This window comes from Bacillus sp. 204(2023) (assembly GCF_037027505.1).
Classification (GTDB): domain Bacteria; phylum Bacillota; class Bacilli; order Bacillales; family Bacillaceae; genus Bacillus; species Bacillus subtilis.
The window spans coordinates 77448-92061 of sequence record NZ_JAXCHE010000002.1 but is presented as its reverse complement, the minus strand read 5'-3'; the positions used below and the strand labels follow the sequence as shown (position 1 = coordinate 92061).

General features: G+C 42.6%; 17 protein-coding genes and 1 riboswitch. Of the genes, 5 read left to right on the top strand and 12 right to left on the bottom strand.

What is annotated here, in order from left to right; all coding sequences use genetic code 11:
- Nucleotides 1-15 precede the first annotated feature (15 nt).
- Nucleotides 16-900 (top strand): non-homologous end joining protein Ku, encoded by an 885-nt coding sequence (gene ku / locus WA279_RS04930; protein WP_024572505.1) that lies wholly within the window; start codon nt 16-18, stop codon nt 898-900.
- Nucleotides 901-903: 3 nt separating this feature from the next.
- Complete coding sequence (locus tag WA279_RS04925) at nt 904-2739, top strand: DNA ligase D (RefSeq protein WP_336154532.1); 1836 nt, start codon at nt 904-906, stop codon at nt 2737-2739.
- A 25-nt stretch (nt 2740-2764) separates the two neighbouring features.
- On the opposite strand, the gene WA279_RS04920 is transcribed toward WA279_RS04925, so the two are convergent.
- Both WA279_RS04920 and WA279_RS04915 read right to left on the bottom strand, forming a co-directional pair.
- Nucleotides 2765-3778, bottom strand: coding sequence for a glycosyltransferase family 2 protein (locus tag WA279_RS04920; protein ID WP_251187032.1), 1014 nt, complete (start codon nt 3776-3778; stop codon nt 2765-2767).
- A gap of 12 nt (nt 3779-3790) precedes the next feature.
- Complete coding sequence (locus WA279_RS04915; protein ID WP_251187031.1) at nt 3791-5485, bottom strand: DUF6044 family protein; 1695 nt, start codon at nt 5483-5485, stop codon at nt 3791-3793.
- Nucleotides 5486-5677: 192 nt separating this feature from the next.
- Here WA279_RS04915 and WA279_RS04910 point away from each other — a divergent pair, with 192 nt between their 5' ends.
- Nucleotides 5678-6490 (top strand): metallophosphoesterase, encoded by an 813-nt coding sequence (locus tag WA279_RS04910; RefSeq protein ID WP_251187030.1) that lies wholly within the window; start codon nt 5678-5680, stop codon nt 6488-6490.
- A gap of 27 nt (nt 6491-6517) precedes the next feature.
- On the opposite strand, the gene WA279_RS04905 is transcribed toward WA279_RS04910, so the two are convergent.
- Nucleotides 6518-7069, bottom strand: coding sequence for a YkoP family protein (locus WA279_RS04905; RefSeq protein ID WP_024572091.1), 552 nt, complete (start codon nt 7067-7069; stop codon nt 6518-6520).
- Between the two features lie 90 nt (nt 7070-7159).
- Between WA279_RS04905 and WA279_RS04900 the strand changes: the two genes are divergently transcribed.
- Entirely contained in the window at nt 7160-8281 is a 1122-nt protein-coding gene (locus WA279_RS04900) for an MGDG synthase family glycosyltransferase (protein ID WP_335388469.1), read from the top strand.
- Between the two features lie 14 nt (nt 8282-8295).
- Here WA279_RS04900 and WA279_RS04895 read toward each other — a convergent pair whose 3' ends face one another.
- From WA279_RS04895 to WA279_RS04885, 3 genes are all read right to left on the bottom strand, one after another.
- On the bottom strand, nt 8296-8760 hold the full coding sequence (locus WA279_RS04895; RefSeq protein ID WP_133954310.1) for a MarR family winged helix-turn-helix transcriptional regulator: 465 nt from the start codon (nt 8758-8760) through the stop codon (nt 8296-8298).
- A gap of 132 nt (nt 8761-8892) precedes the next feature.
- Nucleotides 8893-9075, bottom strand: a complete 183-nt coding sequence (gene ykoL, locus WA279_RS04890) for a stress response protein YkoL (RefSeq protein ID WP_003245766.1) — start codon at nt 9073-9075, stop codon at nt 8893-8895.
- An 87-nt stretch (nt 9076-9162) separates the two neighbouring features.
- Nucleotides 9163-9318: a hypothetical protein gene (locus WA279_RS04885; RefSeq protein WP_003232538.1), complete on the bottom strand. Its 156-nt coding sequence runs from the start codon at nt 9316-9318 to the stop codon at nt 9163-9165.
- Nucleotides 9319-9512: 194 nt separating this feature from the next.
- Between WA279_RS04885 and tnrA the strand changes: the two genes are divergently transcribed.
- Entirely contained in the window at nt 9513-9845 is a 333-nt protein-coding gene (gene tnrA, locus WA279_RS04880) for a MerR family transcriptional regulator TnrA (RefSeq protein ID WP_003232541.1), read from the top strand.
- Nucleotides 9846-9887: 42 nt separating this feature from the next.
- Here the strand turns inward: tnrA and mgtE are convergent, their stop codons facing one another.
- The 6 genes from mgtE to ykoH all read right to left on the bottom strand — a co-directional run bounded on the left by mgtE (nt 9888) and on the right by ykoH (nt 14613).
- Nucleotides 9888-11243, bottom strand: coding sequence for a magnesium transporter (gene mgtE / locus WA279_RS04875; RefSeq protein ID WP_003232543.1), 1356 nt, complete (start codon nt 11241-11243; stop codon nt 9888-9890).
- 17 nt (nt 11244-11260) lie between these two features.
- A complete protein-coding gene (locus WA279_RS04870) occupies nt 11261-11383 on the bottom strand; it encodes a hypothetical protein (protein ID WP_009967087.1) in 123 nt (40 codons plus the stop codon).
- Nucleotides 11384-11474: 91 nt separating this feature from the next.
- Nucleotides 11475-11640: riboswitch (M-box (ykoK) riboswitch) on the bottom strand.
- 107 nt (nt 11641-11747) lie between these two features.
- A complete protein-coding gene (locus WA279_RS04865) occupies nt 11748-11885 on the bottom strand; it encodes a transcriptional regulator SplA domain-containing protein (protein WP_003218541.1) in 138 nt (45 codons plus the stop codon).
- 82 nt (nt 11886-11967) lie between these two features.
- A complete protein-coding gene (locus tag WA279_RS04860) occupies nt 11968-12480 on the bottom strand; it encodes a PepSY domain-containing protein (RefSeq protein WP_336154525.1) in 513 nt (170 codons plus the stop codon).
- 91 nt (nt 12481-12571) lie between these two features.
- Entirely contained in the window at nt 12572-13252 is a 681-nt protein-coding gene (locus WA279_RS04855; RefSeq protein WP_251187027.1) for a PepSY domain-containing protein, read from the bottom strand.
- Nucleotides 13249-14613: a two-component system sensor histidine kinase YkoH gene (gene ykoH, locus WA279_RS04850; RefSeq protein ID WP_336154523.1), complete on the bottom strand. Its 1365-nt coding sequence runs from the start codon at nt 14611-14613 to the stop codon at nt 13249-13251. Before ykoH ends, WA279_RS04855 begins: the two co-directional genes overlap by 4 nt.
- Between the last annotated feature and the right edge of the window lies 1 nt (nt 14614).

Below are 14614 nucleotides of genomic sequence, written 5' to 3'. Positions count from 1 at the left end.
AAGGGGTTTATCGATATGCATACAATGTGGAAGGGATCGATCAGCTTCGGATTAGTAAACATCCCCATCAAGCTATATGCGGCCACAGAAGATAAAGATATTAAACTGCGCAGCCTCCATAAAGAGGATCACGCACCAATCAAATACGAAAAAGTTTGCACAAATTGCGAAAAAACTCTTAGTCCTGATGAAATTGTGAAGGGATATGAATATGTAAAAGGGAAATATGTAGTACTGACAGACGAAGATTTAAAAAGCTTAAAACAGGAGCATGAGGAGAAAGCGGTTGAGATTGTTGACTTTGTTCAGCTTCAGGAAATTGATCCGATTTATTTTAACCGCTCCTACTTTGTCGGCCCCGGGGATAATGGGACAAAGGCCTATACCCTGCTGCGTGAGGCGCTGCGCTCAACCGGAAAGATCGGTATCGCCAATATGACAATCAGGTCAAAGCAGCAGCTGGCGATTCTCCGCGTTTATGAAAATTGTATCGTCATGGAGTCTATCCATTATCCCGATGAGGTCAGAAGCGCCGCTCATGTCCCAGGTGTACCTGATCAATCGAATGTAAACGATAAGGAACTGCAAACTGCTATCACATTAATAGATGAACTGACTGCTGAGTTTGAACCTGAGAAATATGAAGACACGTACCGACAGGCGCTGCTGCAAAGAGTCAACGACAAGCTAGAAAATAAAGAAACGGCCGTCACTCCTGATAAAGCGCCACCTCGTGAAGATGTCATTGACCTGGTAAGCGCTCTGCAAGCCAGCATTGACAGAACCAGAAGGCCGAACAGGGAGACACCGGCTGCCGCACCTGCACAAGCCGCTGAACCGAAAGGAGCCGGAGATAAAAAACAAAAAACAACTAGAAAAAAAGCCTCCGGCACGTCATAGCCCATGGCGTTTACCATGCAGCCGGTCTTAACTTCGTCAACGCCAATCGGAGCAGAATGGCGTTACGAAGTAAAATATGATGGGTACCGCTGTATTCTCCGCATCCATTCTTCAGGTGTGACCTTAACCAGCAGAAATGGTGTGGAGCTCAGCAGCACCTTCCCTGAAATCACACAATTCGCCAAAACTGCCTTTCAGCACATGGAAAAAGAGCTTCCGCTGACACTTGATGGTGAAATCGTATGTTTGGTGAATCCTTGTCGTGCAGATTTTGAACACCTTCAAGTGCGGGGGCGTTTGAAAAGGCCAGACAAGATTCAGGAATCGGCAAACGCGCGGCCGTGCTGCTTTCTCGCCTTTGATTTGTTAGAGCGAAGCGGAGAAGATGTAACGCTTCTTTCGTATTTGGACCGCAAAAAATCGCTGCGTGATCTCATATCCGCAGCAAAGCTTCCTGCATCTCCAGATCCTTACGCAAAAGAAACCATTCAATCCATTCCCTGTTATGATCATTTTGATCAGCTCTGGGAGATGGTAATAAAATATGACGGAGAAGGAATTGTAGCGAAGAAAACAAACAGCAAATGGCTTGAAAAGAAGCGGTCGTCCGATTGGCTCAAATATAAAAACTTTAAACAAGCTTATGTTTGCATAACCGGGTTCAACCCTAACAACGGGTTTCTGACGGTATCTGTGTTAAAAAACGGAATAATGACACCGATTGCCTCTGTCTCGCACGGAATGCGCGATGAGGAAAAAAGCGCTATACGCGAGATTATGGAACAGCACGGACATCAAACACCCTCAGGCGAATTTACGCTTGAACCTTCGATTTGTGCAGCTGTTCAATACTTAACAATTCTCCAAGGCACATTAAGAGAGGTATCGTTTATCGGTTTCGAATTCCAAATGGACTGGACCGAATGCACATATGCGCAAGTCATACGACACTCCAAACCGGTTCACCCAAAGCTCCAGTTCACAAGCCTGGATAAAATCATATTTGAAAAGAATAAAAAAACAAAAGAAGATTTTATTCAGTATATGATTGAAGTCAGTGACTATCTGCTCCCATTTCTGAAAAACCGGGCTGTCACCGTCATCCGCTATCCGCATGGATCTAGGAGCGAATCATTTTTCCAAAAAAACAAGCCGGACTATGCGCCGGATTTTGTTCAATCTTTCTATGATGGAAGCCATGAACATATTGTCTGTGAGGATATGTCTACATTGCTATGGCTTTGCAACCAGCTTGCTTTGGAGTTTCACGTTCCTTTTCAAACCATTAAAAGCAGACGTCCGGCTGAGATTGTCATTGATTTAGACCCGCCTTCGCGAGATGACTTTCTTATGGCCGTGCAGGCCGCAAATGAACTGAAGCGGCTGTTGGATTCCTTTGGCATCACATCGTACCCGAAGCTGTCCGGCAACAAAGGCATCCAGCTTTATATTTCCTTGTCTCCCGAGGCATTTACGTATGAAGAAACACGCCAATTTACGCAGCTGATCGCAGAGTACTGCACCAATGCATTTCCCGAGCTATTTACCACTGAACGCTTGATTAAAAACAGACACGGCAAATTGTATCTTGATTATTTGCAGCATGCAGAAGGAAAAACGATTATCTGTCCCTATTCGACGAGAGGAAATGAGCTTGGGACTGTCGCAGCCCCGCTCTACTGGCATGAGGTGCAATCATCTTTAACACCCGCTCTGTTTACAATTGATACAGTCATCGATCGAATTAAGAAGCAGGGCTGCCCATTTTTTGATTTTTACCGCAACCCGCAAGACGAACCGCTTAGCGCCATATTGCATCAGTTGAAGAAAAAGAGCTGACTAATGAAGTCAGCTCTTTCCGTGTTTAACTGTACTTTTTTTCTAACCGCTCTTTTTCCTGGCGCTGAAGCGGGCTCAGCTGCTCATTATACAAATCAATATCGATCGCGTATTTCGGCCGTCTTTTCACTTCAGAAAAAATCGTTCCAATATACTCTCCGATGATGCCAATTCCCATCAATTGCAGCCCGCCCAAAAACCAAATGGATATGATAAGAGACGCCCAGCCTGCATTCGTATGGCCGAGCAGCTTTTGAATAAACGCGCCAATCCCTGCCACAGCGCTGAGGAAAAACAAAACAAATCCTAAAAGCGTAAAGAATCGAATTGGTGCGACACTGAATGAAGTAATCCCGTTAAAAGCGAAGGATAGCATCTTTTTCAGCGGATATTTCGTTTTGCCGGCAAAGCGTTCCTTGCGATCATACAAAACTTCGGCCGATTTAAAGCCGATCATAGGGACAATACCTCTTAAAAAAAGATTCGCTTCCGGATAACGCTCAAGCTCTTCGAGGGACCTTTTATTCATTAAACGAAAATCAGCATGATTATAAATTAATTTAATCCCAAGCTTATTCATGAGACGATAAAACCCTAACGCGGTCGTGCGCTTGAAAAAGGTATCGGTTTTTCTGCTCCGGCGTACACCGTAAACGATCTCGCAGCCCTCATGATATTTCAGCATAAAATCCCGGATCACAGAGATGTCGTCCTGAAGATCAGCATCGATCGAAATGACGCAGTCTGACCTATTCTTCGCTTTATGCAGTCCGGCTAAAAGCGCTTTTTGGTGGCCGACATTGCAGGCTAATTTTAAGCCGGTAACCTTCTTGTTTCTTATGCTCTCCATAGCAATTAAAGCCCAAGTGCGGTCTTTGCTGCCATCATCGACAAACAGAATTTTACTGTCTTTAGCAATTAATTTTTCTTCAATTAAATCATCTACAACCTCTGTCAGCTGACGGCTTGTTTCTTGAAACACTTCCTCTTCATTGAAACACGGGACGACGATGGTTAATACTGGCTGTGACTGTTTCAATCGATATCCTCCTTATCTTGTTTCATATAAATAAATGCGCCAGGCGGAATCTTTATGGTCAAACGTCTTTACGAGCGCGAGATGGTTTTGTTCAGCATTCATGATCGGAACTGAAGAAAAAATGTACCGGCCGCCCATTTTTTTAAATACATCTGTATTTAATTGAAGGTTGTTGATTGTTTTCTTCGAGTTCTTTTTGAAATCATATCGTTTACCGAGTTCATCGACAAAAAGGTAGCAGCGGCTGCCCCATTCATCAAAATATTGTTTCAGCCGAGAATTTTTTTCCAGCTCTTTTTCGATAATTTTCCTAAATTCGTATTTATATGAGAGCGGATACAGATTGTTATACGTATCTAACGTATAAAACCCGTTATATTGGGCGATAGACGGATGCAGTCCGATGCTCGCCACCCTGTATGAATCTTGCGGACGTCCGATATATTCCTTAATCTCTTCGAATTGCTCCGATGCATAAAACTCCTTGAATGTCGGCGCGTTGTAATGAACGCCATACGTATATTCTTCATTAAAAGGCGCCAACACCATCAGCTGTGCAGCAACTGCGGCGTACACAAGCCATTTCCATCCTTTCCCCATCCGCCAAATGAGATATAAAGCAAGCGCAAAGCTCACGTATATAACAAGCGGCCGAAGAAAATGAAAACGGGCAAAATTAAATTCTGCTAAAAAGGCAAATTTCTGCTTTGGAACAGCCCAAATTTTGTTGAACCAAAACGCATACCATAATGACAACCCGTAATTAAGCACACATAAAAACAGATAAACATTTTCTGGCTTTGTCCGATTTCGTTTGAACAGCAGAGCAGCAAATACGACCAGCAGGATCGGAAGGATGACAACGGTATGAACGGTCATCACATGATTATGGCCATAGACAAAGTTTTTTACGGATAGCCGAAGAGAATGCCAAACATCATGCCTGGATGAGATAAATTCGATACGATGCATCGGTGCGTGCTCAAACAGCATCGAATAGACAAGCCGATATTCAACGAAAAGATAGATACTCGTCATAAATGCAATACTGCCTAAGAACATCAAATTCCATCTTCTTTTTGTAATGGCATCATACAGCCAAAAACACGCCATTCCTGCCAGGAAAAAGAAGAAGCCTAGAACAAAGCTTGAGTATAGAGGGAGCAAGCCCAGCGTCAGCCACTCTCTCCATGAAATATCCCCTTTTCGGATATTTAAAAAAGCCCACAGTGCCAAAGGATACCCAAGCGTACTCAGCATTCCCGAAGGCCAGAAAGGTGTTAAGGCAAATGCAAGCGATACGCCAATTCGGATGAAAGCCGCTTTTGGTTCCGGGATTATATGTTTCTTCAGCAGCACATACATTCCAAAAAAAGCGACAACTCTTGTAACCGTCTGGCTTATTGCATAGGCGGTCATGGAAGAAAAGAAAGCATGGAGCCAAACAATTCCGCTCCACTCGGTGCCAAAGGCATCCCGGGGCAGCCCGTTAATGATTTGCGGAATGGCAGCGTCAACCTTGCCGACGATTTCTCCGCTATCGGCCAGAACCTTGTACCAAGCGATGTTGGAATCTAAATTATCGTGGACCCGGATATGGGCATCTTCCTTTAAAATAAAAAGCGGGGATACATACAATAAAAGAAGAAATAATGCGATCCAGAGATAATATGTTTCTTTCTTTTGTTGTCTCATCAACCGTAACATTGCTTACACATCCATTTGTTATTCTGACTCCGTCGGCATGTTCTGCCTCATGTGTCAAAATTTATTATCCCTTTTCCCTTCCAAATCATTCATCATATGACAATCCGTTTTTCAACCTGTCTCTACCCATTAATTCCCGCTATCCATAGGGCTTGATCACTTACTATACTGATAGGAGGGAGGGGATATATTTTGTTTACAATCTTACTTTCATTGGCCATACTCGTATGTGTGCCATTTCTATATAAAGCGAACCGCAATACAAAAGATGTGAAAGTCAACACCATTTCAATCGACCAAAAAGACGGCCTTCCAGCCAGAAAAAAATTAAATATCCTTCATTTATCAGATCTTCACTTGGAAAACATTTCAGTCTCACCTGAGGAGCTGTATCATTTAACAAAAGATCAGCCTGTGGACATCATTGCTCTTACCGGGGATTTTCTTGATCGGAAACGTAATATTCCGAAGCTGGCAGGTTACTTGAACGCCTTGCAAAAGCTAAAGCCTGCATATGGAATGTACGCGGTGTTCGGTAACCACGATTATGTATTGAAAGAAGAGGACTTTCGGAGATTGAAGCGAGTTTTAGAGGAAAACGGCTGTATCACGCTGCAAAATGAACATGTTCGAATCGAGACGGCTGCAGGGCCAGTCAATATTATCGGCATTGATGATTACAGTACGAATCGAAGTAATATCACCGGCTCTTATCAAAGTCTGGAAAATGGCTATCATCTTGTCTTAACACATGACCCAAATATTATTCTGGATATGAAAGATGTTCACTATGATTACCTGCTGTCAGGGCATTTTCACGGCGGGCAAATCCACTGGCCAAAACCGTATCATTTGGTGAAAATGGGAAAGCTCGTGCGAATGAACATGATTAAAGGCCTTCATTATCATCACGATAAACCATTTTATATCAGCGAGGGCTTGGGACAAACCGGCGTAAATATCCGTGTCGGAAGCCGCCCTGAAGTAACATTTCATCAGATTTAATCAAAGAAGACTGTGCTGACCGAGGCATCAGTCTTTTTTTTGATAGGTTTTCTGCAGCTTTTCTTTTGAGATAAACAAATAGGATGAATTCGGTAAATGCCGCAAGCTCACAGGCTTTGAAGTCAAATATAAAATCGGCACATGGGACACTTTTTTAAAGCATCTGTAAAAAGGGTTCACCGGGGTGATCACATCAAAGCCGAGCCTTTCCACACCTTTGTCAAGCATCGTAATCCCAATGATTCCTTTGATTTTCTCGCTTTTTTTATGATTGTTGATATAGTCAAGAAGAAGCGGCATCGATTGATATACTTTCTGATAAATAATGATTCCTTTTCTGACTGCGCTCTCAATGCTTTGCAGCTCCCTGATCAGCTTTATGTTATGCAGGTGGATTTTAACGAGCACATCATTTTTTCTTATATGCGTTCCATCGCTAAGCACGACATGATGTCCTTTGTACTTCGTCAGCCTGACTCGAAAAACGCTTTTTTGATCGTTGTCAATCAAGCTTAGCCTTGAAAAAAAGAAATAAATCGGATCAACCATTCTCCAAATGGAAAGGAAACAGGTTTTCATCTTTTCACCTTCCTCATGATCAAAAACACCCTTATATTTTGTGAACGTTCTCCTCAAAATATAGTTGCCATATTTTTTAGGAGGACCGTCATGAAAAACATTCTCATTTTTCCTTTTTTAAGCATTTCCACCGGCCATCATCATGTGGCTGATGCATTGCAGGCTGAATTAGAGTCTCAAGGGCTGGCAGCTGAAAAGATTGATATCTTTTCACATTCGTATAGGCGGTTAGAAAAATTGTCCTCCGTGGCTTATTTAAAATGGATTCAATATTTCCCGAAAACGTACAGCGGCATTTACAGGCTCCTCGCCTGCGGAGAATTTCAGCATGATAAACGCTATTTCATGTACGAATGGCTGTTCACACAGCAAATGAGGCACATTCTCCAAGAAAAACAGCCTGATATCGCCTTCTGCACACATGCGCTGCCTTCTTATCTGCTGAACCGACTAAAGCCTGAATATCCGAATCTGACGGTTGTGAATGTATACACTGATTTTTTCGTGAATCAATTATGGGGACGGAAGAACATTGATTACCATTTTGTTCCGAGCACGGAAGTAAAGAAGCAGCTAATATCAGAGGGGATCGATCAGAACAACATATACTTGACCGGCATTCCAGTTCACCGAAATTTTGAAATGGAATCAGCAGATACCTTGCAGCACCATCCGCCATATACCATCATCATCACTGGGGGCAGTATGGGGGTCGGTGGAGTTTTAAAATGGGTGCAGGAACTGTCGCCAGGCGGAAAGATCTTATACAAAATATTATGCGGCAGAAACGAAAAGCTCTACTCCTATGTCAAAAATTTACACCACCCCTTGATTGAGGCGATTCCTTACCTTCACAGCAAAGCAGAGATGAACCGTTTGTACGAACAGTCGACAGGCATCATGACTAAACCCGGAGGCGTGACCATCAGTGAATGCTTACAGAAACGGCTTCCGGTATTTATTTATCATGCACTGCCGGGACAGGAGGAAATGAATTTAAACCTTCTACATGAAAGGAAACTCGTCACAGATATGAGAAACTGGGACATGCAGAAAGCAGAAGAGTATATCGCGGCATTTTTTCAATCGAACGAACAGATGAAGGAGTATAAAAAACACGTCAATGGATACCTTGGCGAAATGTCTGATAGGAAGATTGAAGATGTTTTAAAAAGAATCATATGGAAACAAAAAAACACTCTCCTGAAATAGAGAGTGTAGAATAGTTAACGAAACAGCAAATGCTGGCTGTGTATGCCTGCTTTCTTGAGCAGGACGATCAGCTGGTCCTGTTCATCAGACGAAAGGCCTGAAAACGCTCTCGCAATACGCAGTGCATGAATCGGATAAATTTTATCCAAATACTCATTTCCCTTGTCAGTTAAATGTGCGTAAACAGAGCGTTTATCTTTCGGGTCCTGCTCCCTTACTAAAAACCCGTTTCTTTCTAGTTTGTCAATAACATATGTGACGTTTCCGCTTACAAGCAGAAGTCTCGACCCAATTTGCTGTAATTTTTGCGGGCCTCTTGTGTACAGGAGCTCCAGTACAGCAAATTCAGTGGGATTAAAACCGTGCTCTTTGCTATCACGGATACTATGTTCGGACACACTTTTGAAAGCCCTCGCAAAAACTCTGTACAAATTCATCGCACGCTCAACTTCTTCTTCGTTAAACGATAATCTCATCATATCTACCTCGTATATAGGATTTTTATAAAAAAATAATGAAAACCCTTACATATAATAAGAGTTCAGTCCCTTACTATACGTATTCGCTATAATTCGAGAAATTCCTTCTAAAAGCAAAAAAATCCTTATACATTATCTTGTATAAGGATAATTTTTATGATTTGTAATGCTTCGAAAGAAATAAGCGTATTCTTTCCGAAGCTCAGAAATCGTCATTTTGTTCATGACCTCTTTATTATAAACCCCAATCTGATAGAGTTTTTCAGAATAATGGCGTCGTTCTTTTTCTAAAGCGGATTTCAATAAATTACTCATAGCGTCCTCCTTCATTTTGAGGTATCCTATACAAAAGATACTCTTTTTAAATGAACGTGGTATGAATCTAATGTAAAGAATTTATGTTTACGAAGATTTTCGGTATTGTCCGTTTTGAACCGATCTTAATAATTGAAAAGCCTGTTCTCCGGCAAGCTGCATAAACGTCTCCAGCATTTCATCACGCTTGATATCTAACTCTATAATTTCTTTTGCCAGTGAGACCGCTTTTTCTTCCTCCATAATTATCCTTCCTCCTCGTTTGATTCGTTACATAAAGGATAAAACGCGCTTGGGTGTTACGCATTATTCTTGTTAATTTTTCTTCCGTATTTTTTCAAAAATCTTCTATTTGATGTTAGAAAATATGACAAGCGTCAGGTTTTTTCTCTTTGTTTTTTATATACTATTATCAAAAGACATCCAGGGGTGGAAAAATGACCACAGAAGATCATTCTTATAAAGACAAAAAAGTGATTTCAATCGGAATTGTGAGTGAATTGACAGGATTGTCCGTAAGACAGATCAGGTATTATGAGGAACGAAAGCTCATTTACCCGCAGCGTTCTTCAAGGGGGACAAGAAAATACTCCTTTGCCGATGTGGAGCGGCTAATGGATATCGCCAATAAGCGTGAAGACGGCGTACAGACGGCAGAGATTTTAAAGGATATGCGCAAAAAAGAACAGATGTTAAAAAACGATCCGCAAGTGCGGAAAAAAATGCTGGAGGGGCAGCTTAATGCTCACTTTCGGTACAAAAATCGTTAAATAATAAAAGTCCGGCTCGCAGTTGAGACGGACTTTTTACGTTTATAATGAGTGAATGAATGCAGTGGCAATGCCAAAGTAGATTAATAAAGATAAAATATCGTTTAACGTTGTAATCAGCGGTCCAGAAGCAATCGCCGGGTCTACTTTCAGTTTGTGCAAAATAATAGGGATAATCGTTCCTGACATCGTGCCGATGATTAAGGTTAAGAACAGTGAAGAGGCGACAACAAATCCCAAAAGCGCATTCCCCTGCCATATGATGGAGACAATCGCAATCAGCACAGAACAAACCGCTCCGATAAAAATGCTTGTTCTGAACTCCCGGAAGATCAGGCGCACAATCGTTTTTTTGTTCATTTCTTCTTTAGACAAGCCTCTGATGACAACCGCGAGAGATTGTGTTCCCGTATTTCCTGTCATCCCTGACACCATCGGCATGAAAAACGCAAGCGCGACAACCTGCTTCAGCGCGTCTTCAAAATAGCTGATAATGCTTCCTGAAATCAGTCCGATAAACAAGAGTAAAATCAGCCATGGCAGGCGCCGGTATGCCGCCACGTAAGCTTTTGTGTCAAAGGTGATGTCTTTACCGGAAGCGGCAAATTTTTCGTAATCCTCATCAGCTTCCCGAATAACGACGTCGATAATATCATCGACCGTCACAATGCCGACAAGCACGTTGTTTTCTTCTACAACCGGTATTGCCAAAAAATCGTAACGTTCAATCAGGCGGGCAACTTCTTCCTGGTCCTGAAGAGCATCTGCTGATATGACGCGGGTAAACATTAAATCCTGCACCTTTTCTTCAGGTTCACCCAGAATCAAATCGCGGTAGGAAAGAACCCCAACCAGCTGTTTGCTTTCATTAATAACATATAAGTAGTTGATCGATTCAGCTATTTCAGCGAAGCTTTTCAGTTTGACGACCGCGTCTTTTACCGTGTAATGCTGAGGGATCCACACATACCGGTTTGTCATCATGCGTCCCGCTGAATCAGCCGGGTAATTCATCAAGAGCTGTACAGCTTTTGACTCTGACGCTTCCATGCTGGACAAAAGCTGTTCCTTCAGTTCTTCGTCCATTTCTTCAAGCAATTGAGCGAGGTCATCGTTGTCCATTTTGTTCATCGCCAGTGTTGCTTTTGTTTTTCCGACTTTATTTAAGACGACAAGCTGAAATTCGCGTTCCAGCTCCCCGATCATATCAGTGATATCGTCTACAGTTAAATAAGATAAATAGCGGGCACGGTGTTTTTCCGGCATTTCTTTAAAAATAAATGCCATGTCATAGGGCTGAAGCTCATCAATAACACTTCTGAAATCCCTGATTTTCCCGTCTCGCAGTAAAATAATGATGCGTAAAATGAGTTCGTCATAGGTCATGTTTTGAACCATCGGGACTCGTACCTCCTCTACGGAGACGTGCCGGCCTCGCCAGAAGGTGCGGCAGTTCGTCTCCTCATCGTGTAATCAATTGTCTTGCTGTCATAGTATATGGGTACTTCTTCAGATTGACTCGAATGGGGAGAATCCATACTCCGCACCTCCTTTGATTGGTTTCGTTTTAAAGGCATAAAAAAAGCCTTCGGGATTGAAGGTGAAAGAAGCACGGCAAAAAAAGCGTGCGGGCGCCTTCAATCGTAGAGCTTTAGCACTGTATGGCATAGGACAAGCATCCAGCTGCATTAAAAATCACCTTATGTCGATGATTTCTGTTGACCCATTGGCGTCTTTGGACATTTTTGGGCAGCAGCGTATCTCCATACAGGAGCCTCACCTAACGAAGTTCCTAATTGAATTGACACACTGAGATTACAGAAAAAAACAAGCTGTGTCAACTCAAAATAGTAATAAATACGCTTACATCACAATTACGGAACAAAACAAGGGCCTAAGCCCTTATTCTGTTGTTTGTGTCTCGTCATCTTCAGAAAGCAAATGATACGTTTCATGAAGAAATAAGGCATACTCTCCTTCCTTCGTCGGATGAGGGACATATTCAGCCTGATTGATGTATTGCTCCTCTTTCTTTTCCATGCGTTTCGCCTCCTTTTCTACTTAGATTGTCCAAAAGAAGGTTTCTTATCATGAAAAACCCCCGCTGCAGCGGGGGTTTTGATTAGTCATCTATCTCCTGTTTGATAATGCGTCCATCTTTTGCGGAAATTTCAAATTCTGTCTCAGTTCCTTGTTTCGTTTGGATTTCCATTTCATAGATGTAAGCACCGTCATCTTCGTCAAGCTTACTTTCTGTTACGGTTCCGCCTGTTTGCTTTAAAGCAATTTCTTCAGCTTCTTCTTTGGTTATGGCGACTTGTTCTGCTTTCTCCTTTAGCGGGTCATTAAGCGCTTGTTTTGTATGAATATCTACATAAACGTCGTAGTCTTCACCTTCTTTTTCAATCTCCACTTCATAGACTTCTTTGCCGTTGTAAAGGTCTCTGTCAATGTCTTCTACTGTGCCGTCAACAACTGTTTTAGCAATTGCTTCTGCTTCTTGTTCAGTGAGTACATCCGTCTTAGAAGAAGCCTGTCTGTTTTCATTGTTTTCTTTGGCAAACGCGTTGTAGCTGAATCCTCCGGCCGCTAGGCATCCTGCTAAAAGACCGACCATCCATTTTTTCTTGAGCATTTGTGAGTCCTCCTTTGTTTTGTATGAGTACAGTTTACACACTCAACATGAAAGGAAAACGAGAGCAAGATGAGAATTTGATGAGAAACCGTCAGTCTTCATACACAATGTTAGCTACCTTTCCTGTGTAGGCATTGATTTTCACTGTCGCTTCCTTATTATCAGGAAGATCAACGTCCACTTCAAAGATAAGAGTGCCCTCACTTTCTTCGAGATCTGCGTCATCCGCTGTTCCGCCCGTTTTTCGCTCTGCAATTGTTTTGGCTTCTTTTTTCGTAATCGGCGTTTTTTGTTGATCTTTGCTGCTGATGTGATCGGCAGACAAGACTGTTTTTGCCTGCATGTCTACCTTCACTTCGTATGTTTTTCCATCTTCTTTTTGTATGGTATAAGTGGCAACTCGACTTTGCCGTGTTTGTTTTTTGACCGTTCCCGGCACCCGCTCAAGCGCGAGATGCTCGGCTTCTTTTTCTGTCATGGCAGATGGATTCACTGCTTTTACTCTATTCATTGAAAGAATGTCAGCCGATATTGCATCTGCTTTTACAAAGTAAGTTCCCTTTGGATTTTCAAGGGTTATATCAAATGTTTTTTTATCCTTTGATTGTGTTGCTTTCGTGACCTTGCCTTCATAAGAGGCTTCGACTTTTTTTACGACAGTCTCCTTTGACAATACGTTCTCATGGGTTTGCCGAATGATGAGAAACGTACAGATGATGACAACTAAAATGGCTGCTGCAGCAAAAGATACTGTTTTTATTGTTTTAGTCATCGGCCTCCCCCATTCTGTTCGCTGAATTGCATGGTGACAGCTGTTCCTTGTCCCGGCTTGCTTTTGACAGACAGCTCAATGCCATGCTCATCAGCGATTTGCTTGGCAATGGAAAGGCCTAAACCCGTTCCGCCTGTTTTTCTGTTTCGTGCCTCATCTGCCCGGTAGAACCGTTCGAACAAATGCGGGATATGCTCCTCAGGTATTCCGATGCCTTCATCCCTCACTGATAGAAATGGCCTTCCATTCCTCGTTCCGGCTGACATCTCAATAGGCTTTTCACTATACTTTATTGCATTATCAAGCAAAATGGTCAACAGCTGCTTGATGCGTTCTTCATCAGCCTTTACAAGCAGGCTCTCTTTATCTGTTTCAAGCAATATGTCACGCTGATAAACGGGCTGGAGCGTTTGCATGACCGCGCGCGATACTTCAATCAGATCGATTGTTTTCAGGTCGAGCTCAAGCTCTTGATGACTTTTGGCCAGCGCCAAAAGCTGATTGGTCAGCTTTTTCATATGCACCGCTTCTGAGTGAATGGCCTCTATCGACTCCTCAAGCACCTCCGGCTTTTTTGCCCCCCACCGCTTCATCAGGCTGCTGTAGCTTTCTATAATGGTGAGCGGAGTTTTCAATTCGTGTGAGGCATCTTGAACGAATTGCTGCTGTTTATCATAGTGCTCCTTCAGCATCATTGCCATCTCATTAAATGTCAGTCCCATTTGATACAATTCATCGTGGGACTGTCCTTCTAAAGAAATCGTTTTGAATTCTTTGTCTCGCTGTATGTCTTTCATTGTGATCATTAATCGTCTGATCGGATTGATGATACGGCGGGCGAGCAAGCTGCCTGCAAAAAAAGAAGCAATGCAGACAGCAGCACTTGCAGCGATTAAGATGATTTTCAACAGAAACAGACTCTCTTCTGTATTCTTCAGTCTTTCAACCAGCTGAAGAGACACCACTTGTCCATCGGTCCAAATCACCGGAACAGCAGCTTCGGCAAACAGCTTGCCGTCATGTTTCCTCACATCTGCCGTTTCTCCGCTGTGAAAAGAGAGAGGGAAATCTTTATAGGCTTTTTCTTTTGTGATCGTCATAACGGCTTTTTGGTCACCATTCACTACACGCACCATGCCATTTGCCGGAAGATAGGCCTGCAGCATATCCTGCAAAGCCACTCCTTCTGTTTCAGCGGCACGCAGCGCTTCGGCAATGTTATCCGTCTCATCAGCAAGCCGGGATGCATCCTTTGATGTCAGCGCTGACGAAAAAATGAGATATACTGCGGTATGAACCAAAATTAATAAAATCAACAGTGATATTGATGTGTATAGATGAATCTTGGTCTTCAGCTTCATC